The following is a 20839-nucleotide window of genomic DNA, read 5'->3' on the forward strand; positions in this document are numbered from 1 at the left end:
CCGGCCGGCGATAGCGGGACCGCTTTGGCCGAAAACGCTTGCGATTTCTCAGGCCAGCTCGATGAGGTCCCGATACTCCTCGGACCAATAGTCCTCGGTGCCGTCGGGCAACAGCACGACCCGTTGTGGGTCGAGCGCCTCGGCGGCACCGGGATCGTGGGTCACCAGCACCACCGCGCCGCGGTAGCTGCGCAGCGCGTCAAGGACCTGTTCGCGCGACGCGGGATCGAGGTTGTTGGTCGGTTCGTCGAGCAGCAGCACGTTCGCTGTGGAGGCCACCAGTCCGGCCAGCGCGAGGCGCGTCTTTTCGCCGCCGGACAGTGTGCCGGCCGGTTGCTCGAGCTGCGGGCCGCTGAACATGAACGCCCCCAGCAGGCCGCGCAACTCCTGGTCACCGGTTTCCGGTGCGGCGTGCCGAACGTTCTGCCAGACGGTCGCGTCGTTGTCCAGCGTGTCGTGCTCCTGCGCGAAATAGCCGATGCGCACCCCATGTCCGGGCTCAAGCGCCCCGGTATCGGGTGTTTCGACACCGGCCAGCAGTCGCAGCAGCGTGGTCTTGCCGGCGCCGTTGAGTCCGAGTACGACGACGCGCGAGCCCCGATCGATGGCCAGGTCGACACCGCTGAACACTTCCAGCGATCCGTAGCTCTTACTGAGCCCCTTGGCCACCAGCGGGACGCGGCCGCAGGCGGCCGGGGTGGGGAACTTGATCCGGGCCACCTTGTCGGCTACCCGTTCCTCGTCGAGCGCCGCCATCATCCGATCGGCCCGACGCAACATGTTTTGTGCCGCAACGGCCTTGGTGGCTTTGGCGCCCAGCTTGGCGGCCTGGGTTCGCAGCGCGGCGGCCTTGCGTTCGGCATTGGCGCGTTCCCGGCGACGACGCTGCTCGTCGGTGGCGCGGGCGTCGAGATATTTCTGCCAGCCCATGTTGTAGGCGTCCATCTCGCCGCGCACCGCATCCAAGAACCACACCCGGTTGACCACATCGGCGATCAGGTCAACGTTGTGGCTGATCATCACCAGCCCGCCGGTGTGCGACCGCAGGAAATCCCGTAGCCAGCCAATCGAATCCGCGTCCAGGTGGTTGGTCGGCTCGTCGAGCAGCAGCGTGGTCCCCGAACCAGCGCCGCTGTCGGAGGCGGCGAACAGAATCCGCGCCAGCTCCACCCGGCGGCGCTGGCCTCCGGACAGGGTACGCAGTTGTTGGGTCAGCACCCGTTCGGGCAAGCCGAGACTCGCGCAGATCCGGCCCGCCTCGCTTTCGGCGCCGTAGCCGCCCAGCGCGACGAAGCGCTCCTCGAGCTGACCGTAGCGGCGGATCGCGCGGTCGCGCGCTTCGTCGTCGGCGACCTCGGCCATCAACGCCTGCTGCTTTTCCAGATCGGTGAGCAACACGTCGAGCCCGCGAGCCGATAGCACCCGGTCCCGGGCCAGCACGTCAAGGTCTCCCTCTTTGGGATCCTGTGGCAGATAACCTATTTCGCCGTTGCGACTGACCGATCCGGCATATGGTTCGCTCTCCCCGGCCAGGATGCGCAGCGTGGTGGTCTTGCCGGCGCCGTTGCGGCCCACCAACCCGATGCGGTCGCCCGGCTGCACGCGCAAATCCGGGCCCTCGGGCGAGAGCAGGATGCGCGCACCAGCTCGGACCTCGAGGTCCGTTGCCGTGATCACAATCGCTCTCCTCGGTGGCCCGCTAGGTTGTGCCGCTACTTGTCGTCGGTGAAGACCGGCGGCCGCTTCTCGGCGCGCGCGGCAACCGCCTCTTCGAAATTGGCTGTGAGCAGCCGGACGAAAAGTTGCCCCAGACCCTCGGCCTGCATGTGCCCTTCCAGGCTGGCGGCGTCTAGTCCACTCCACAGTGTACGTTTGGTCAACTCAATTCCCGGCCGGGAGAACGCCGCCATCCGCGCCGCGATCGCATAGCAGGTGTCCAGCAGCTGGCCGTCGGGCACTCTGCAGGACACCAGCCCGATGCGCTCGGCTTCCTCGGCGCTGACGTCTCGCCCGGTCAGCATGATCTCGAAGGCACGCGAGGATCCGATGGCCCTGGGCAACAGGTAGCTCAGCCCCAGCTCGCTGGCCGTCAGCCCGTTGTTGATGCCGGCGGCCCGAAAATATGCGCCGGTGGAGGCCACCCGGATGTCCGCGGCCAGCGCCAGGCACAGCCCGCCGCCGATGGCCGGGCCGTTGACGGCGGCGATCACCGGTTGGTGCAACCGGCGCAGCTTCAGGATGACCTCGTCGAGCAGCTCCATCGACCGCAGCGCATAGGTCGGCCGGGTCAGGCCGTCGACATTCGGCACCGCACCCGCGGACTTGTGATCCGCACCGGAGGAGAACCCGCGCCCGGCCCCGGTCAGCACCACCACCCGCACCGAATTGTCGTAGCTCACCGTCTCCAGGGCCTCCTTGAGCGGCACCATGACGTCGAAAGCCATGGAGTTCATCCGCTCCGGCCGGTTGAGGGTGATCAGCGCGATATCTGGGCGCGGGTGTTCCAAGAGGACCAAACTCACCCGTGCACGGTATCGCGTACGGCGGTGCGCCCGGCCGTCACCGCCGCCGGATTTTTGACGCTCTAGGCGACCTCATAGGCCTTGAGCTGCTGCACCAGGTCTTCCAGAGCTGCCGGGGGCAGCGCCCCGGGCTGGTTGAACAGCAGTTGGCCCTTCTTGAATGCCATCAGCGTGGGAATCGACCGGATCTGGGCCGCCGCTGCCAATTCTTGCTCTTCTTCGGTGTTGACCTTGGCGTAGACCACGTCCGGGTGTTTCTCCGAGGACGCCTGGAACGTCGGGGCGAAGGCGCGACATGGGCCGCACCAGGAGGCCCAGAAATCGACAAGCACCATGTCGTTGTCGTTGACGGTTTCGTTGAACTGCGCAGCAGTGAGGTCTTTGGTTGCCATGACTGCCCTAACGCCTCGGCCAGGCGACTTTGTTCCAGCAGGTCTACAGCAGGCCGCGCTGCGGTGGCGGTGCGTCGAACCGGTAGGCGCGGAGTTGCCGCACCAGGTCATCCATGATCGCGGGATTAGCGACACCGGGCTGCTTGAACACCAGCGTGCCCTTCTTGAACGCCATCAACGTGGGCAATAGCTTGACCCCGGCGATCGAGACCAACTCCTGCTCGGTTTCGAAGTTGACCTTGCCGTGCACGATGTCGGGATGCCTGTCCGACGAGCCCTCATACGTCGGCGTCAACACGGCACCCGGGGCGCACAACGGCGCCGAAATGTAGACGAGCACGTTGTCGTTGCCGTGGACGGTCTGTTTGAAGTTCTCGGCGGTGAGATCTCGAGTCGCCACGTGTCCCCTTATCCGCACCAGGCCTGGTGGGTCCGGCGACGTCGAGCGTACGTCGAGCGCGGCCAGAATTGCTGCGGGTTCAGGCCGTTGGTGCCCCCATCGATGCCGCTGCCCGCCAGGACCGGTTGGTCAGCAGCCGCATACCGTTGAGGGCGACCAGTACCGTGGATCCTTCATGACCGGCCACACCCAGCGGTAACGGCAAGTGCCCCAACAGATCCCACAACACCAGGACGCTGATGAAGGTGCCGGCGATCAGCAGGTTGACGGTCACCACGTGCCGGGCTTGTCTGGCGAGCCCGATGATCGTCGGGATGACCCGCAGTTCGTCACGTACGGTGACGCCGTCGGCGGTCTGCAAGGTCAGGTCGGCGCCGGCGCCCATCGCGACGGACGTGCGGGCCGCGGCCATGGCGGGAGCATCGTTGACACCGTCGCCGACGACGAGCACCCGGTGACCGCTGGCTTGCAGATCGCGGATCGCCTCGACCTTCTGCTCGGGCAACAGCGCGGCCCGCACATCGCTGATCCCGGCGCGCCGGGCCGCCCACCGGGCCGCGCACCCGTTGTCCCCGGTCAGCAGGACCGGCGGCGCCGACGTCAGTGCGGTCAAGCACGCGACGGACTCCGCGGCATCGGGGCGCACCTGGTCGGTGAGCCCCAGCACACCGGCCGCGACGCCGTTGAGCATCACGATGGCAGCCGTGGCGCCGGCGTCGAGGATCGGCGTGAGCGCGGGTAGCGGCACACCCCGGTAGCTCTGCGGACTGCACACCTCGACGAAATCGCGACCCACGGTGGCTCGCACCCCGCGGCCGGGCAAAGCACGGAAATCCTCGGCGTCGGGGATAGTGATACCGCGCCGGCGAACTTCCTCGACAATGGCCCTGCCCAACGGGTGCTCACTGGATTGCTCTGCAGCAGCAGCCAATTGGAGCAATTTTCGGACACTCACCGCATCCGGGCGCAGCAGCTCGATGGTGGTCACTTGCGGTGTGCCACAGGTCAATGTGCCGGTCTTGTCCAAGGCGACGATGCTGGTATCGGCTAGATGTTCCACTACCACAGCTGATTTGACCAGAACCCCGTGCCGACCGGCATTCGCGATCGCCGACAGCAGCGGCGGCATGGTAGCCAGGACCACCGCGCACGGCGAGGCTACGATCATAAATGTCATGGCGCGCAATAGAACTGGTTGCAGTGACGCGCCCAGCATCAACGGGATGACGATCAGCGCGAGGGTCGCCACCACCATGGCCACCGAGTAGCACTGCTCGATCTTTTCAATGAACAACTGGGTTTTGGCTTTGGTGGCCGACGCCTCGGCGACCAGCTCGACGATGCGGGCCACCACTGTCTGCGACGGGTCCCGGGTCACCAGCAGCTGCAACACCCCGGACCCGTTGACCGTGCCCGCGAACACCTCGTCACCGCGGCCCTTGGCCACCGGAATGGACTCGCCGGTGATCGAGCATTGATCGACTTCGGAGCAGCCCGACAGCTCGGCGCCGTCGGCGGGTATGCGCTCGCCCGGCCGCACCAGCACCCGGTCACCGACGACCAACTCGCCGGCCCCAACCACCCGCTCGCGACCGTCGCCGTCGACAACCACGGCCTGCTCCGGCGCGAGGTCCAGTAACCCCTTGACCGAATCGGCGGTGTGTTTGGTGGCCACGTCGTCCAGGGCGCCCGACGTCGCAAAGATCACGATCAACAGGGCACCATCGAAGATCTGCCCGATTGCGACCGCTCCGATCGCCGCCACCACCATCAGCAGGTCTACGTCGAGTGCCTTGTTCCAAAGCGCTTGCGCCCCAGCCCATGCCGAACCCCAGCCACCGGCGAGGTAACAGGCGAGATACAGCGTCCACCACACGGGCTGCGGTGCGCCGTTCAGCTGAGCCGCGAGCCCCGCAAGAAACAAGGCCAACGCGACCGCGGCCCAGCGAACCGACGTGACCGACCACAGCGCCGCACGCCAACTCAGCGGCCGCGCGACGGCGACGGGAATGTGGTCGAAAGAAACCTCGGAGGTGCACGCTTCAACAGCGGTCAAGGTCATTCCGGCGGCCTCACAGAGGGGGGAGTTCGTCAGGATGAACCGAGTCTAGGGACGCCGGCGATCGCCGAGTATCTCGATTGCATTGCGGTATGCGATTGAATTGGTCACTGGCACAAGGTAAGCGGTTTCCGCCGCCCTGACGCCGGCGCTGCCGTGGGCTGCCCCGGCGGGTATTGCGCAGGTGAGTGAAATTTGCATCAGCGCAGAAAAATTCGTGTCATGAAATTGCTCGGAGAATGGCCAATCACAGCTGCCGAAATCGCGATAGGATTCGTCAGTCGCTGACGCTTCGCTGTGGAGGTGCGGGATGTCGTTCGTGGTCACTAATACGGAGTACGTGTCGGGGGCGGCCGGGAATCTGGCCCGCGTCGGTTCGGTGATCAGCGAGGCCAACTCGGCGGCGGCGGCCCAGACGACCGCCGTGGCGGCCGCGGGGGCCGACGAGGTGTCGGCAGCTATCGCGGCGTTTTTTCGAGCTCACGGCCTGAGCTATCAGACGCTCAGCGCGCAGGCCGCGGCGTTCCATGACCAATTCGTGCAGAACCTGTTCGGCGGCGCGCAGGCCTACGCCAGCGCTGAGGCCGCCGCGGCGAACCCGTTGCAGCCGCTGCTCGACGTGATCAACGCGCCCGCCCGGGCGCTACTCGGGCGTCCGCTGATCGGTGACGGCGTTGACGGCGGGGCAGGACAGGCCGGTGAGGACGGCGGAATCTTGTTCGGCAACGGCGGTAGAGGCGGAGATGGAGTGGCTGGCCAGGCCGGTGGCCGGGGCGGCTCCGCGGGCCTGCTCGGTTTCGGCGGCGCCGGCGGCGTGGGCGGAGCGGGCGCGAACGGCGGCGCCGGCGGCACCGGTGGGCTGTTCTTCGGCAACGGCGGTGCCGGCGGCAACAGCGGCGGCGTGGGCGGTGCGGGCGGTGTCGGCGGCTCCGCCTTACTGTTCGGACATGGCGGCGCCGGCGGTATCAGCCCCAACGGCGCGGGGGCCGGCGGCGCGGGCGGCAACGGCGGTGTGCTGTACGGGAACGGCGGTGGTGGCGGCAGTAGCTTCCTCGGCGGCGGCGGCAACGGTGGCAGGGCGTTCCTGCTTGGAGAGGGCGGCACCGGCGGAGACGCCCTCTCCAATGGGCTTGGCGGTGCCGGCGGCAGCGGCGGGTTCTTTGTCGGCAACGGCGGTGCCGGCGGCAACGGTTTTAGCAACGCCAGCGGCGGGCTCGGCGGCCAGGCGGGGTTGATCGGCAACGGCGGGGGCGGCGGCAATGGCGGAGCGTTTCCGCCCGGCAACGGCGGCAACGGCGGCAACGCGCTGCTGATCGGCAACGGCGGCAACGGCGGCAATAGCACCGCCGGCACCCCCGGCACCGGCGGCCTGCGCGGGCTGCTGTTCGGCCAAAACGGCGCGAACGGCTAGCTTCCTACTAGGAGGAGCGGCAGGTCAGCGCACCGTGCCGGTGGTTACGGTTGCGTACGTTTTCCTCACTCGGGGAAACTGGGCCGGATCAAAGCCCGGCCAAGGATCGAGCCGCCGAAGTGAAGGGAACCGCATTGGGCCACTACATCGCTAACGTCCGCGATCTCGAATTCAACCTCTTCGAGGTCCTCGATGTGGGCGCCGTCCTCGGCACCGGGCCTTATAGCGAACTCGACGCCGACACGGTGCGCACCATCCTGGCCGAGGCGGCCCGCTTGGCCGAAGGTCCGGTCGCCGAGACCTTCGCCTACGCCGACCGCAACCCGCCAATGTTCGACCCGGCCACCCACTCCATCAGCGTGCCCGACGAGTTGGTCAAGACGGTGCAAGCGATCAAAGACGCCGAGTGGTGGCGCCTGGGTTTGGCCGAGGAGATCGGCGGCATGCCCGCGCCCGCGCCGCTGGTCTGGGCCGTCAACGAAATGATCTACTGCGCCAACCCTTCTGCGGCCTTCTACAACCTGGGCCCGACGCTGTCCCAGTCCCTGTACGTCGAGGGCAACGAGCAGCAACGGCAGTGGGCGGCGATGGGTGTCGAACGCGGTTGGCAGGCCACCATGGTGCTCACCGAACCCGACGCGGGCTCCGATGTGGGCGCCGGCCGGACCAAGGCCATCGAACAACCCGACGGCACCTGGCACATCGAGGGCGTCAAGCGGTTCATCTCCGGCGGCGACGTGGGCGACACGGCCGAGAACATCTTCCACCTGGTGCTGGCCCGGCCGGAAGGCGCCGGTCCGGGGACCAAAGGATTGAGCCTGTTCTATGTACCCAATTACCTTTTCGATCCGGACACCGGTGAACTCGGCCCCCGCAACGGCGTCTATGTCACCGGCCTGGAACACAAGATGGGCCTCAAGTCCTCCCCCACGTGCGAGTTGACCTTCGGCGCCACCGACGTGCCCGCGGTCGGCTACCTGGTCGGCGGGGTGCACAACGGGATCGCGCAGATGTTCACCGTGATCGAGCACGCCCGTATGACCATCGGCGTCAAATCCACGGGCACGCTGTCCACCGGCTACCTCAACGCGCTCGCCTATGCCAAAGAACGGGTGCAGGGCGCGGATCTGACCCAGATGACCGACAAGACCGCGCCTCGCGTCACGATCATGCGCCACCCCGACATTCGCCGCAGCCTGATGACCCAGAAGGCTTACGCCGAGGGCCTGCGGGCGCTGTATCTCTATGCCGCCGCGCACCAGGACAACGCTGTGGCGCAACATGTTTCGGGCGCCGACCCAGACATGGCGCACCGCGTGGACGATCTGCTGCTGCCGGTCGTCAAAGGGGTCGGCTCAGAACGGGCCTACGAGGTCCTGACCGAGTCGTTGCAGACCCTGGGTGGTTCGGGCTTTTTGACGGACTATCCCATCGAGCAATACATCCGCGACGCGAAGATCGATTCGCTCTATGAGGGCACCACTGCTATCCAGGCGCTGGACTTCTTCTTCCGCAAGATCGTGCGCGACCACGGCAAGGCGCTGCAGTTTGTGACGGCTCAGATAACGCAGACCATCGACAACATCGACGAAGCGCTGAAACCTCAAGCCGCGCTGCTGCAGACCGCGCTCGACGAGGTCACCGCAATGACGGGCGCGCTGACCACCTACCTAATGTCCGCCGCGCAGCACCCGACCGACATCTACAAGGTCGGGCTCGCGTCGGTGCGATACCTGCTGGCCGTGGGCGACCTGATCATCGGCTGGCGGCTGTTGGTGCAAGCCGGTGTCGCCCATGCGGCGTTGGCCAACGGACCTTCCAAGGACGACGAGGCGTTCTATCGAGGCAAGGTCGCGGTTTCGGGTTTCTTCGCCAAGAACATGCTGCCCAAGCTGTCCGGAGTTCGGGCCGTCATCGAATCCGTCGACGACGAGATCATGCGCATGCCTGAGGCTGCCTTCTGACGGGTCGTCGCCGTCGAAGCCGGCGTGCGGCTATGGCCGGGGCAGTGCCCGGTGCAGTGGGTTCGTAGTGATGTTGGACCTGCGACGTCGGGCAGGAGGCAGGGCACTGACCACTTGCGGTGAGTCAGCGGTGGCCCGGGTGCGGTCATGGAGTCGCATCGCGGCGGTGCGACCGATACCGACCATAGGGGTGGTGGGAATTCTTCTGGCCACGCGAGCGCACTGCGGGCAGTCGGCACTGTCGGGCACCGACGCCATCGGATGCTGCTCGACAAATTTCGGACAGCCCTGCGCGCAGCGGAATAGGTAGGTCGGCACCCCGCCGACTATAAGTCGTTGGCGGCGACATGTAGACCGCTGCCGGTGTTGTCGTGGGCGGTTTGCAGAAGATCATCAGCAGCATCACAGTTGCCGGCCAAGTTGAGCTGCAAGGGTCGTCATGTGCAGAGAGTGCGACGTGCCTGAATTACTGTTCCCGCTGGATTCGGCCAAGAAATTCAACGAACAATACATAATCGGCCACAATCGCTGGCATCCTGACATCCCCCCGGCCGTCACGGTGAAGCGCGGTGCCACGTTCCGCGCACACTGCCGGGAATGGTTTGACGGCGCCATACACAACGACGATTCGGCCGACGACATCCTCAACGCTCCCCTGCAGAACGTGCACTGCCTGTCCGGACCGTTCGCGGTCGACGGCGCCGAACCGGGCGATCTGCTGATCGTGGATATCCTGGATCTCGGTCCCATCCCGCAGGAGGACTCGGGCCCGCTTGCCGGACAGGGCTGGGGCTACACCGGGATATTTGCCAAACGCAACGGCGGCGGGTTTCTCACCGATCAATTCCCCGACGCCTACAAGGCGATCTGGGCCTTCGCCGGACAAACGGCGACCTCGCGACACATTCCCGGCGTCAAGTACACCGGCATCGTGCATCCGGGCCTCATGGGAACGGCCCCGTCCGCGCAGCTGTTGGCGACCTGGAACAGGCGCGAGGGGGCCCTCATCGCGACGGATCCCAACCGGGTGCCGCCCCTTGCCCTGCCACCGGAACCAGACGGCGCCGTTCTGGGTGCGCTGACCGGCGACGAGTTCAACCGCGTCGCGGCCGAGGCCGCCCGCACCGCTCCGCCCCGCGAGAACGGCGGCAACCAGGACATCAAAAATCTCACCAAAGGTTCCCGGGTGTTTTATCCGGTGTTCGTGCCCGGCGCGAACTTGTCGTTCGGTGATCTGCACTTTTCTCAAGGCGACGGCGAGATCACCTTCTGCGGCGCCATCGAAATGGGTGGTTTCATCGACGTCCATGTGGACGTGATCAAAGGAGGCATGCAGACCTACGGCGTCCATGAAAACGCCATCTTCGTCCCGGGCAATACCGACCCGCAGTATTCGGAGTGGATCGCTTTCTCGGGCACGTCGGTGACCTTGGACGGCGAACAGAAATATCTCGATTCTGATTTGGCCTACAAGCGCGCCTGCCTCCATGCGATCGACTACCTGACAAAGTTCGGCTATAGCCCCGAGCAGGCTTATCTGCTACTCGGATCGGCCCCTATCGAGGGACGGCTGTCCGGAGTGGTCGATATTCCCAATTCGTGTGCCACCGTGTACATCCCGACTGCGATCTTTGACTTTCCGGTGACGCCGTCAGCATCTGGACCGCATCGAATCGACCCCGGCATGGGGGCGCCGCGAGCCAACTTCACCGGTTGACCATGCAGCTAGTACCCGAATTACCCGATGCGGCCGGCACACAGTTAGCGTTAGCCCCCCAGTCGGCGACACCTTAAGGCGCGCAACGGATTTGTCGCTCACAGGTGGGCACGAGGGGTACCCCGGCCTCCGAGTGACCCGTGTGGCCAGTCACCATCTTGACCGGCAGCAAAAGAAAGTCAGACCGTGAAGCCAAGCGCGCGCAGTTGCTCGCGGCCGTCGTCGGTGATCTTGTCCGGACCCCACGGCGGGTTCCACACCCAATTGATCCGTATCTCGTCGACCAGACCGCTGCCGACCAGTGCGCTGCGCGACTGATCCTCGATGACATCGGTGAGTGGGCACGCCGCCGAAGTCAAGGTCATGTCGATCAGCGCGACGGTTCCTTCGTCGCCGTCCGCCACGTCCAGCCCGTAGACCAGGCCCAAGTCGACGACGTTGATCCCCAACTCCGGGTCGACGACGTCGCGCATCGCCTCCTCGAGATCGGCGAGCAATTCTTCGTTGGGAGCGGCGGTTTCACTCATTGCTGACCTCCTCCAGGGCATGACTGGCCTGAGCCAGCGCATCTTTGCAAGCCATCCATCCGAGCAACGCGCATTTCACTCGTGCGGGGTATTTCGCCACGCCGGCGAACGCAATTCCGTCTCCGAGAACGTCCTCGTCACCCTCCACCGTCCCACGCGAGGACACCATCTCGGTGAACGCGTCGATGATCTGCAACGCTTCCGGCACGCTGCGGCCGATCACCTGCTGGGTGAGCACCGACGTCGACGCTTGGGAGATCGAACAACCCTGGCCGTCGTAGGAGACGTCGGTGACCGTCGTGCCGTCGCCGGACAACGCGACCCGCAGCGTGACCTCGTCGCCGCAGACGGGGTTGACATGGTAGACCTGGGCGCCGAACGGTTCCCGAAGCCCGCGGTGCTGCGGGTGCTTGTAGTGATCCAGGATGACGTCCTGATACATCTGCTCCAGTCGCAATGTCAGGCTCTCTCAAAGAACTTCAGCGACCGTCGCACCCCGGCCAGCAGCCGGTCGACTTCGTCGAGCGTGTTGTACACCGCGAAGGATGCTCGCGCGGTGGCGGCCACGCCGAAGCGCCGGTGTACCGGCATGGCGCAGTGATGTCCCACCCGCACAGCCACACCTTCGTCGTCGAGAATCTGGCCGACGTCGTGGGCGTGCACCCCGTCGACAACGAATGCGACTGGGGAGCCCCGGTTTTCCATTGTTGTGGGCCCGATGATACGAACACCGTCGATACCGGACAGGCCATCGATGGTCGCGGCGACCAGCTCACGTTCGTGAGCCTCGACGGCGTCCATGCCGATAGCGCCCAGATAGCTTGCAGCGGCAGCTAATCCGACTACCTGGGAGGTCATCGGGGTGCCGGCCTCGAAGCGTTGCGGCGGCGGCGCATAGGTGGACGCTTCCATGGTCACCGTCTCGATCATCGAACCGCCGGTAAGAAATGGGGGCATGGCGTCCAGCAGCTCGCGACGGCCATACAGCACGCCGATTCCGTTGGGGCCCAACATTTTATGCCCCGAGAAGGCGGCGAAGTCGACGTTCAGCGCGTGGAAATCCACCGGCTGGTGCGGCACCGACTGGCAGGCGTCCAGCACGGTCAGTGCGCCGACTTCGGCTGCGCGGGAAACCAATTCGCCTACCGGCGCCAGCGCACCGGTCACATTGGAATGATGGCTGAACGCAACGACTTTGACGCGCTCGTCGAGTTGCAGCGAATCCAGGTCGATACGGCCGTCGTCGGTTACCCCGTACCAGCGCAACGTCGCGCCGGTGCGCCGGGCCAGCTCCTGCCACGGGACAAGGTTCGCGTGGTGTTCGAGCTCCGTGGTGACAATGACGTCTCCGGGTCCGACGGCACAGTCGAACCGCTTGTCGCCCAACACATATGACACCAGATTGAGCGCCTCGGTGGCGTTCTTGGTGAATACCAATTCGTCGGCTGATCCGGATGACGCACCGACGAACGCCGCGATGTCGGCCCGGCCCTGCTCGTAGGCGTCGGTGGCCTCTTCCATCAGCTGGTGTGCACCACGGTGCACCGCGCCGTTGGAGGTGATGAGAAACTCCCGTTCGGCGTCGAGTACTTGCAGCGGCCGCTGCGACGTCGCGCCGGAATCCAGGTACGCCAATTGGTTTCCGCCCCGCATGATGCGCTGCAGGATCGGGAAATCGGCACGGATCGCCGCGAGATCCATTGGCGTCGCGGAGATGGTCATGCTTACCCCCCCGCGGCCGCCGCTTGCTGGGGGTACCACCCGCTTGCGGGGGAGAAGCGTACGTAGCCGTTTTCCTCGAGTTCGTCGGCTAGTTCGGGGCCGCCGGATTCGACGATGCGGCCGCCGACGAATACGTGCACGTGTTGCGGATGGATGTAGCGCAGGATGCGGGTGTAGTGGGTGATCAGCAGGACGCCGCCGTGCTCGGTTTCGGCGTAGCGGTTCACGCCCTCGCTGACCACCCGCAATGCGTCGACGTCCAAGCCCGAGTCGGTCTCGTCGAGAATGGCGATCTTGGGTTTGAGCAGCTCGAGTTGCAGGATCTCGTGGCGTTTCTTCTCGCCCCCGGAGAAGCCTTCGTTGACGTTGCGTTCGGCGAAGGCCGGGTCGATGTCGAGTGCGGCCATCGCCGCCTTGACCTCTTTGACCCAGTGCCGCAGCTTCGGCGGCTCGCCGCGGATGGCGGTTGCCGCCGAACGCAGGAAGTTCGACATCGAGACGCCGGGCACCTCGACGGGATACTGCATGGCCAGGAATATGCCGGCTCGCGCTCGCTCGTCGACGCTCATGGTCAACACGTCGGCGCCGTCCAGCGTGATGGATCCCGACGTCACCTGATACTTGGGATGGCCGGCGATGGCGTAGGACAGCGTGGACTTCCCCGAGCCGTTGGGGCCCATCAGGGCATGCGTCTCACCGGAATTCACGGTCAGGTCGACACCGTTGAGGATGGGAATTTCTCGCTCCCCATCGGCGGCGTTGGGATTTTCGACGCTGACGTGCAGGTCTTTGATTTCCAGGGTCGTCATCAGGCTGTTGTCTTCTCCGTTGCGGTTGCTTCTGTGATTTCCAGTTCGTGTTCGATGGCTGTGGTCAAACGTTCGCGTATCTCGGGCACCGCGATCTTGGAGATGATCTCGCCGAAGAACCCGCGGATCACCAGCCGGCGGGCCTGCTCTTCCGGGATACCGCGAGAGCGCAAGTAGAACAGTTGCTCGTCATCGAAACGTCCAGTGGCGCTGGCATGTCCGGCGCCGGCGATCTCGCCGGTTTCGATCTCCAGGTTGGGCACCGAGTCCGCGCGCGCACCGTCGGTGAGCACCAGATTGCGGTTGACCTCGAAGGTGTCGGTGCCGGTGGCCGCGGCGCGGATCAGCACATCACCCACCCACACGGTGTGCGCGTCGGGCAGCGACGACGCCGGATCTCCTTGCAGCGCACCCTTGTACAGCACGTTCGACTTACAGTCAGGGTGCGCGTGGTCGACCAGCAGCCGCGATTCCAGGTGCTGGCCGTCGTCGGCGAAGTACAGGCCGAGCAGTTCGGCATCTCCGCCGGGAGCATCGAAACGCACGGTGGCCGCCATCCGCACCACTTCCCCGCCCAGCATGACGGCCACATGCCGCAGCACGGCGTCTTTGCCGAGCCGAGCGTGATGGGCACTGAGGTGAACCGTGTCGTCGGCCCAGTCGGCGATCCACACAACCGTCAGCCGAGCGGCGTCGTCGACGACGAATTCGACATTGTCGGCGTACGTTCCGCTTCCCCGGTTGTCGATGATGACGACGGCCTCGGCGAGTTCCTCGACCCGGATCTGTAGATGCCCGTAGGCGGTTGCGCCCTCGCCCGGGCCGGTGACGGTGATGTTCACCGGCTCGGCGATTTGCGTGTCCCGCCCGACGGTGACCAGCGTCGCCGAGTTGAACGACGAAAATGCTTGCGCCGCAACTCGGTCGGCCGGAACGCCGCCTTGCCCGAGCCGCTCGTCACCGCGGCGCACGGTTTCCACGCTGATGCCGGGGTGCTCGCTGACCGTGATCTGGGCAGCGCCGGTGGCCGGCGCGGAGCCGTCGTGCAGGCCGCGCAACCGCTTCAGCGGCGTAAACCGCCAAATCTCGTCGCGGCCGTGCGGAACCTCGAAAGCGTCGACGTCGAAAGACGCGAACAGCTCACCCTTGTTCAATACGGGAGCGGACGTCATCCGACCGCGCCCTCCATCTGCAGCTCGATCAGCCGGTTGAGCTCGAGCGCGTACTCCATCGGCAATTCCTTGGCGATCGGCTCGACGAAGCCGCGCACCACCATTGCCATGGCCTCGTCCTCGGTCATGCCGCGGCTCATCAGGTAGAACAACTGGTTCTCGCTGACCTTGGAGACGGTGGCCTCGTGGCCCATCGTGACGTCGTCCTCGCGGATGTCGACGTAGGGGTAAGTGTCGCTGCGACTGATCGTATCGACCAACAGCGCATCGCATTTCACGCTGGACTTGGATCCGTGCGCGCCCTTGTTCACCTGGACCAGACCGCGGTAGGAGGTGCGGCCGCCACCGCGGGCCACCGACTTGGACACGATGTTGCTCGACGTGTTGGGCGCCAGGTGCAGCATCTTGGCGCCGGTGTCCTGGTGCTGGTCTTCGCCGGCGAAGGCCACCGACAGCACTTCGCCTTTGGCGTGTTCGCCGGTCATCCAGACTGCCGGGTACTTCATAGTCACCTTCGACCCGATGTTGCCGTCGACCCACTCCATGGTGGCGCCGGCTTCGGCACGGGCCCGCTTGGTGACCAGGTTGTAGACGTTGTTCGACCAGTTCTGGATGGTGGTGTAACGAACGCGCGCATGCGGTTTCACGATGATTTCGACCACCGCTGAGTGCAACGAGTCCGACTTGTAAATGGGAGCAGTGCAGTTGTGCACCGCAAACCCGTAGGCCAGGTAGCTGTCCGGCTCCTCGACATCGAGGTTGTACACCGGCTCGTGCGCCTCGCGTACTGCCCGCTTCTTGATCGGCACCGCGAAGTAGTCACCACAATCGCGGGCCTGCTTGGGCCCATGGCCGCCCTCGGTCCATTGAACTTGGTAGATGTCCTTACGGATGACGTTGCGTCCCTGGATCACACCAGGGCCGGCAGCGCGCCGCAGTTCGACGGTGGCGTAATGGCCCAGCCGCGCCAGAATCGACTGTAACTGGAACGCCCAGACACGCGAGGTCGTATGAGCCCGCTTCCACAACGCACCGCCACGCTGGGTGGTGTTGCCGTCACCGTTGACGTAGGCGTCCACCAGCTCCCGCAGGAAAGTCTCGTCCTGACGCATCAGTAGGTCCGACAGCTTCTTGTTCGACGACCCGATGCCGACGTTGTCGCGCATCGCGGCATAACCTGCCTTGGTATAGACGGTGACGCGAGCCGAATGCTTGTGCTCCTCGACCAACACAGAGCCCGATTTCTCGTACAGCGCCTTGCACGCCTGCCGCACGTCCTCGACATACTCGAACTCGTCGCTATGGAATGAGAAGATCAGCGACTCACAACCATTCGTCAAACATGCATGACCCTCGGCCAGGTAGTAACCAGCCAACCGTGCGAACTCAAGCGGCAAAACTGCCTTGTGCGGGATTGGCTTCGGCTTGGGATAGACCAGGAAGTCGCCCTCGGCGACGTCTTTCGCCGGGATCCAACGCGGCTCGGTGCGACGCAGCTTGGCGCTGTCGACTTCAGCCTTCCACCCGTTGCGCTCGTTACGCTTGACACGCACCTCCCGGCGCGGAATGACAAGCAACGGGTGCTCTGCCGTGACGGAGAACTGGTTTGCGGGCGACATCGGGGTAAAGCTGAACAGCTCGCCGTAGAGGTCGCGCATTTGCACGGCAGTCACGCGGTGCGGCAGCCCGTCGTGGCCGGTGACGTAATCACCCACACGGATCGATTCGATGGGTCGCAAATCGCCGTCGGCCGTAGTTATCAGCTCACCGGCGGGCAGACAGCCCTCTACGTAGTGCACGTAGGAACCCTCGTCGGCGATGATCAGTGTTCGCTCGAACTGACCCATGTTCTCGGTGTTGATCCGAAAATAGGCCTGCAACGGAATGTCGACGTGCACGCCGGGCGGGACGTAGATGAAGGATCCGCCACTCCACACTGCTGTATTCAGCGCGGAAAACTTATTATCTCCTGCTGGAATTACTGTTCCAAAGTATTTCTTAAATATTTCCGGGTGCTCTCGCAAACCAGTATCAGTGTCTAAGAATACGACCCCTTGGACCTCTAAATCCTCTCTGATCTGGTGGTAAACAACTTCTGACTCGTATTGTGCCGCTACACCAGCAACTAATCTCTGCTTTTCTGCCTCCGGAATTCCCAGCCGGTCGTAGGTATTTCTGATGTCCTCTGGCAAATCATCCCAAGTGGCGGCCTGCTTCTCGGTAGAGCGCACGAAGTATTTGATGTTGTCGAAGTCGATGCCGTCGAGGTTGGAGCCCCAGCGCGGCATCGGCTTGCGCTCGAAGATTCGCAACGCCTTCAGCCGGTTCTGCAGCATCCACTCGGGCTCGTTCTTCTTCGCGGAGATGTCGCGAACCACCGCCTCGGACAGCCCGCGCTGAGCGCTGGCGCCGGCGACATCGGAGTCGACCCAGCCGTAGCCGTAGCGGCTCAGCGAAGCAATTGCCTCCGCCTGGGTCAGCGGCTCGGCAGCGGTCTTGCTGGCCTCGAGGGTCATGCGGACGCTCCTTTGATGCTCGTAGTGTCGCGGCGCGGGCTGGGCGCCGGGGTTAAAGGCACGTGGGTGGTGCAAGCGCAGTCGCCGTTGACGATGGTCGCCAACCGCTGCACGTGGGTACCGAGCACTTCGGCCATGGCCTGCTGCTCGGCTTCGCACAACTCCGGGAATTCCTCGGCAACATGGGACACCGGGCAGTGATGCTGGCAGATTTGCACACCATGGATCGGCCCACCCACCCGGGTGGTGGTGGCGACGTAACCGGCTTTGGTCAACGCGTCGGCGATCCGCTCCGCGGCCGCTTCCACCGCGGCGTCGCCGTGGCCGTCGGCCCGGGCGACATCGGCCAGAATCGCGTCGATGCGCCGGCGCGCGAATGCCCGCACCGCGTCGTCGCCGCCGATCTCCCGCAGTTGCCGCATAGCCGCCGACGCCAAGTCGTCGTATGAGTGGTCCAGCTTGGCCCGGCCGGCCGAGGTCAGCCGGTAACGCTTGGCGGGCCGTCCGCGTCCCGCCTGCTGCCACGACGCGGCCGGTACGGATTCCGCGTCGCCCACCTCGATGAGTGCGTCAAGATGACGCCGCACACCGGCGGCCGACAGCCCCAACCGGTCGCCGATCTCACCGGCGGTGATCGACCCGGATTCCACCAGCAAGCGCACAATGGCGCGACGGGTATGACCGTCCGGGACCGCGGCTGGGACAGCAGGAGTAGCTGCCGGGATTTTCACAACACAAGTGTGACGTAATTCCAGAGAGCTGTCTAGCGAGGGTGCCCTCACGCCGCAGCTGCGGCGTGCCCGCCCACCCCGAGTCGCCGGGGCTAGACCACACTGCCCCGCTCCTCCACACGCCGCATCCTGCGGCGCGCATCGTCGCCGGGGCTAGACCACACTGCCCCGCTCCTCCACACGCCGCATCCTGCGGCGCGCATCGTCGCCGGGGCTAGGCTGCTCTGATGGCAGCCCGCCAGCACACGCTGAGCTCGTCGATCGCCAGCCTCCACGGCGACGAGCAGGCGGTGGGCTCGCCGCTGAATGCCGCCGAACTGACCGCGCTGGCGCGCACCCGGCTGTTCGGCGCCACCGGCACGGTCTTGATGGGCATCGGTGCCCTGGGCGCCGGCGCCAGGCCGGTGGTGCAGGATCCCACCTTCGGGGTCCGGCTGCTCAACCTGCCGTCGCGAATCCAGACCGTGTCGTTGACGATGACCACCACCGGAGCCGTCATGATGGCGCTGGCCTGGCTGATGCTCGGCAGGTTCGCGCTGGGCAAGAGGAAGATGTCGCGCGGCGACCTGGACCGCACCCTGCTGTTGTGGATGGTGCCGCTGCTCATCGCCCCGCCGATGTACAGCAAGGACGTCTATTCCTACCTGGCCCAAAGCCAGATCTCCCGCGACGGACTCGACCCCTACCGAGTGGGCCCCGCGTCCGGCTTGGGCCTGGGCCACGTGTTCACGCTGTCGGTTCCCAGCCTGTGGCGGGAGACGCCGGCTCCCTACGGTCCGCTGTTCTTGTGGATCGGCCGCGGAATCTCCGCGCTGACAGGGGAAAACATTGTCGCCGCGGTCCTCTGCCACCGGTTGGTGGTGTTGATCGGCGTCGCAATGATCGTGTGGGCGACGCCGCGGCTGGCCCGGCGCTGTGGTGTTGCCGAGGTCAGCGCGCTGTGGCTGGGCGCGGCCAATCCCCTGCTGTTCATGCACTTGGTCGCCGGCATCCACAACGAGGCACTGATGCTCGGGTTGATGCTGACCGGCGCCGAAATCGCGCTGCGTGGCATCGATTTGGGGAAAGCCTCGCGACTGATGCCGAGATCGTGGCGTCCAGGCGCGGACTGGGAACCACTGGGCATGCTGCTCGGCGGTTCGGTCCTGATCGTCTTGTCATCGCAGGTGAAGCTTCCTTCCCTGCTGGCGTTGGGCTTCATCACGATGGCCTTGGCCTACCGCTACGGCGGCACGATCAAAGCGCTGCTGCTGGCCGGCGGCGGCATGGCGGCACTGTCGCTGTCGGTGATGGCCATCGTCGGATGGGCCAGCGGGCTGGGCTTCGGCTGGATCTTCACCCTGGGCACCGCCAACGTGGTGCGCAGCTGGATGTCACCGCCGACACTGCTGGCGTTGGGCACCGGGCAGGTGGGCATTCTGCTGCGCTTGGGCGATCACACCACCGCGGTGTTGTCGCTGACGCGTGCCATGGGCGTGCTGATCATCATGGTGATGGTCTGCTGGTTGCTGCTGGCGGTGTTCCGCGGCCGGCTGCACCCGATCGGTGGCCTCGGCGTCGCGCTGGGCATCACGGTGCTGCTGTTCCCCGTCGTGCAGCCCTGGTATCTGCTCTGGGCCATCATTCCGATGGCGGCATGGGCGACCCGCACCGGATTTCGGGTGGCCGCCATCGTCATCACGCTCATCGTCGGCATCTTCGGGCCGACCGCCAACGGGGACCGCTTCGCGTTGTTTCAGATCATCGATGCCACCCTGGCCAGCGCGATCATCGTGTTGGTCCTGATTGCGCTGACCTACCATCGGTTACCGTGGCAAGGACTGCCGACGGGGAACGGTAAAGCGAAACAACAGACGGAGGTGGATCCGGTACCCGCAGCTGAGACTTCGGTGACCCAGCAGACGACGTCGGCGCCGGACGCCTACGCTGACTCCACGTGAGCTCGGCCCCCCAATTGTCCCCACGAGACGCCGTAGTGGTCCGGCTACGCGGAGTGACCAAGCGGTACGGATCCCTGACGGCCGTCTCCAGCCTCGATCTCGAGGTGCGGGGCGCCGAGGTACTGGCGCTGTTGGGCCCCAACGGTGCCGGCAAGACGACAACCGTCGAGATGTGCGAGGGCTTCGTGCGCCCGGACACCGGAACCATCGAGGTGCTCGGACTGGACCCGATCGCCGACAACGCGCGGCTGCGCCCCCGCATTGGCGTGATGCTGCAGGGTGGCGGCGGCTATCCAGCCGCACGCGCCGGCGAAATGCTGAACCTGGTCGCAGCCTATGCGGCCGACCCGATTGATCCGCGGTGGCTGCTGGACACCCTAGGGCTCACCGAGGTCGCCCAAACCACCTATCGGCGGCTCTCCGGAGGGCAGCAGCAGCGACTTGCGCTGGCCTGCGCTCTGGTGGGGCGTCCCGAGCTGGTTTTTCTCGACGAGCCCACTGCCGGCATGGACGCCCACGCCCGGCTAGTGGTATGGGAGTTGATCGACGCCCTGCGCCGCGACGGTGTGACGGTCGTGCTGACCACCCATCAACTCAAAGAAGCTGAAGAACTCGCGGACCGGCTGGTCATTATCGACCATGGCGTCACGGTGGCCGCGGGCACCCCGACCGAGCTCACACGCACCGGCGCCAAAGACCAGTTGCGGTTCACCGCACCACCGCGGCTTGACCTGTCGCTGTTGGCCTCCGCGTTACCGGAGGACTACCAGGCCTCCGAGTCAACGCCCGGCGAGTACCTCGTCGAGGGCCCGGTCAACCCGCAGGTACTGGCAACCGTCACCGCCTGGTGCGCGCAGATCGACGTGCTGGCCACCGATATGCGGGTCGAACAACGCAGCCTCGAGGACGTGTTCCTGGATCTCACCGGCAGGAAGTTGCGACCGTGACCGACAACAC

The 20839-nt window shown here is 65.4% G+C and carries 17 protein-coding genes and 1 pseudogene; 5 read left to right on the plus strand and 13 right to left on the minus strand.

All coding sequences use genetic code 11. The features are described 5' to 3' along the window. Positions 1-48: 48 nt before the first annotated feature. The 6 genes and pseudogenes from CDN38_RS01800 to CDN38_RS28805 form a co-directional block, all read right to left on the minus strand. Complete coding sequence (locus CDN38_RS01800) at positions 49-1677, minus strand: ABC-F family ATP-binding cassette domain-containing protein (protein ID WP_075510561.1); 1629 nt, start codon at positions 1675-1677, stop codon at positions 49-51. A 35-nt stretch (positions 1678-1712) separates the two neighbouring features. Next, a pseudogene (locus tag CDN38_RS01805) lies at positions 1713-2534 on the minus strand (enoyl-CoA hydratase); the annotation flags it as partial. Between the two features lie 50 nt (positions 2535-2584). After that, positions 2585-2914 (minus strand): thioredoxin, encoded by a 330-nt coding sequence (trxA, locus tag CDN38_RS01810; RefSeq protein WP_036414816.1) that lies wholly within the window; start codon positions 2912-2914, stop codon positions 2585-2587. A gap of 43 nt (positions 2915-2957) precedes the next feature. Beyond that, complete coding sequence (locus tag CDN38_RS01815) at positions 2958-3314, minus strand: thioredoxin family protein (protein WP_075510563.1); 357 nt, start codon at positions 3312-3314, stop codon at positions 2958-2960. Between the two features lie 79 nt (positions 3315-3393). After that, a complete protein-coding gene (locus CDN38_RS01820; RefSeq protein ID WP_099318751.1) occupies positions 3394-5376 on the minus strand; it encodes a heavy metal translocating P-type ATPase in 1983 nt (660 codons plus the stop codon). A gap of 45 nt (positions 5377-5421) precedes the next feature. Beyond that, positions 5422-5700 (minus strand): hypothetical protein, encoded by a 279-nt coding sequence (locus tag CDN38_RS28805; RefSeq protein ID WP_142361232.1) that lies wholly within the window; start codon positions 5698-5700, stop codon positions 5422-5424. Here CDN38_RS28805 and CDN38_RS01825 point away from each other — a divergent pair. The 3 genes from CDN38_RS01825 to fmdA all read left to right on the plus strand — a co-directional run bounded on the left by CDN38_RS01825 (position 5684) and on the right by fmdA (position 10465). Next, complete coding sequence (locus CDN38_RS01825; RefSeq protein WP_075510565.1) at positions 5684-6784, plus strand: PE family protein; 1101 nt, start codon at positions 5684-5686, stop codon at positions 6782-6784. The genes CDN38_RS28805 and CDN38_RS01825 overlap by 17 nt on opposite strands. A 134-nt stretch (positions 6785-6918) precedes the next feature. Then, positions 6919-8748, plus strand: a complete 1830-nt coding sequence (locus CDN38_RS01830; protein ID WP_099319311.1) for an acyl-CoA dehydrogenase — start codon at positions 6919-6921, stop codon at positions 8746-8748. 457 nt (positions 8749-9205) lie between these two features. Next, the gene (gene fmdA / locus CDN38_RS01840; RefSeq protein ID WP_075510566.1) at positions 9206-10465 is read left to right on the plus strand and encodes a formamidase; all 1260 of its coding nucleotides are present in this window, start codon (positions 9206-9208) and stop codon (positions 10463-10465) included. A 179-nt stretch (positions 10466-10644) separates the two neighbouring features. Here fmdA and CDN38_RS01845 read toward each other — a convergent pair whose 3' ends face one another. Genes CDN38_RS01845 through CDN38_RS01875 form a run of 7 tightly spaced genes read right to left on the minus strand, consistent with a single transcriptional unit; the run spans position 10645 to position 17993 of the window. Further along, positions 10645-10992 (minus strand): metal-sulfur cluster assembly factor, encoded by a 348-nt coding sequence (locus CDN38_RS01845; protein WP_036401045.1) that lies wholly within the window; start codon positions 10990-10992, stop codon positions 10645-10647. Further along, on the minus strand, positions 10985-11455 hold the full coding sequence (sufU, locus tag CDN38_RS01850) for a Fe-S cluster assembly sulfur transfer protein SufU (protein ID WP_082277108.1): 471 nt from the start codon (positions 11453-11455) through the stop codon (positions 10985-10987). Before sufU ends, CDN38_RS01845 begins: the two co-directional genes overlap by 8 nt. Beyond that, entirely contained in the window at positions 11452-12714 is a 1263-nt protein-coding gene (locus tag CDN38_RS01855) for a cysteine desulfurase (RefSeq protein WP_075510568.1), read from the minus strand. The genes sufU and CDN38_RS01855 overlap by 4 nt, the downstream gene beginning before the upstream one ends. Positions 12715-12716: 2 nt before the next feature. Next, positions 12717-13523, minus strand: coding sequence for a Fe-S cluster assembly ATPase SufC (gene sufC, locus CDN38_RS01860; RefSeq protein ID WP_075510569.1), 807 nt, complete (start codon positions 13521-13523; stop codon positions 12717-12719). After that, a complete protein-coding gene (gene sufD / locus CDN38_RS01865; RefSeq protein ID WP_075510570.1) occupies positions 13523-14695 on the minus strand; it encodes a Fe-S cluster assembly protein SufD in 1173 nt (390 codons plus the stop codon). The genes sufC and sufD overlap by 1 nt, the downstream gene beginning before the upstream one ends. Continuing rightward, positions 14692-17211, minus strand: coding sequence for an intein-containing Fe-S cluster assembly protein SufB (gene sufB / locus CDN38_RS01870; RefSeq protein WP_075510571.1), 2520 nt, complete (start codon positions 17209-17211; stop codon positions 14692-14694). The genes sufD and sufB overlap by 4 nt, the downstream gene beginning before the upstream one ends. After that, positions 17208-17993 (minus strand): helix-turn-helix transcriptional regulator, encoded by a 786-nt coding sequence (locus CDN38_RS01875; RefSeq protein WP_082277109.1) that lies wholly within the window; start codon positions 17991-17993, stop codon positions 17208-17210. Before CDN38_RS01875 ends, sufB begins: the two co-directional genes overlap by 4 nt. Before the next feature lie 176 nt (positions 17994-18169). Here CDN38_RS01875 and mptB point away from each other — a divergent pair, with 176 nt between their 5' ends. Both mptB and CDN38_RS01885 read left to right on the plus strand, forming a co-directional pair. Beyond that, positions 18170-19882 carry a polyprenol phosphomannose-dependent alpha 1,6 mannosyltransferase MptB gene (mptB, locus tag CDN38_RS01880; protein ID WP_075510572.1) on the plus strand — a complete coding sequence of 571 codons (1713 nt, stop codon included), beginning with the start codon at positions 18170-18172 and terminating at the stop codon, positions 19880-19882. A 14-nt stretch (positions 19883-19896) separates the two neighbouring features. Continuing rightward, entirely contained in the window at positions 19897-20829 is a 933-nt protein-coding gene (locus CDN38_RS01885; protein ID WP_408633052.1) for an ABC transporter ATP-binding protein, read from the plus strand. The last annotated feature ends 10 nt before the right edge of the window (positions 20830-20839 follow it).

Origin of the sequence: Mycobacterium ostraviense (assembly GCF_002705925.1) — a bacterium.
GTDB classification, from domain to species: Bacteria; Actinomycetota; Actinomycetes; order Mycobacteriales; family Mycobacteriaceae; genus Mycobacterium; species Mycobacterium ostraviense.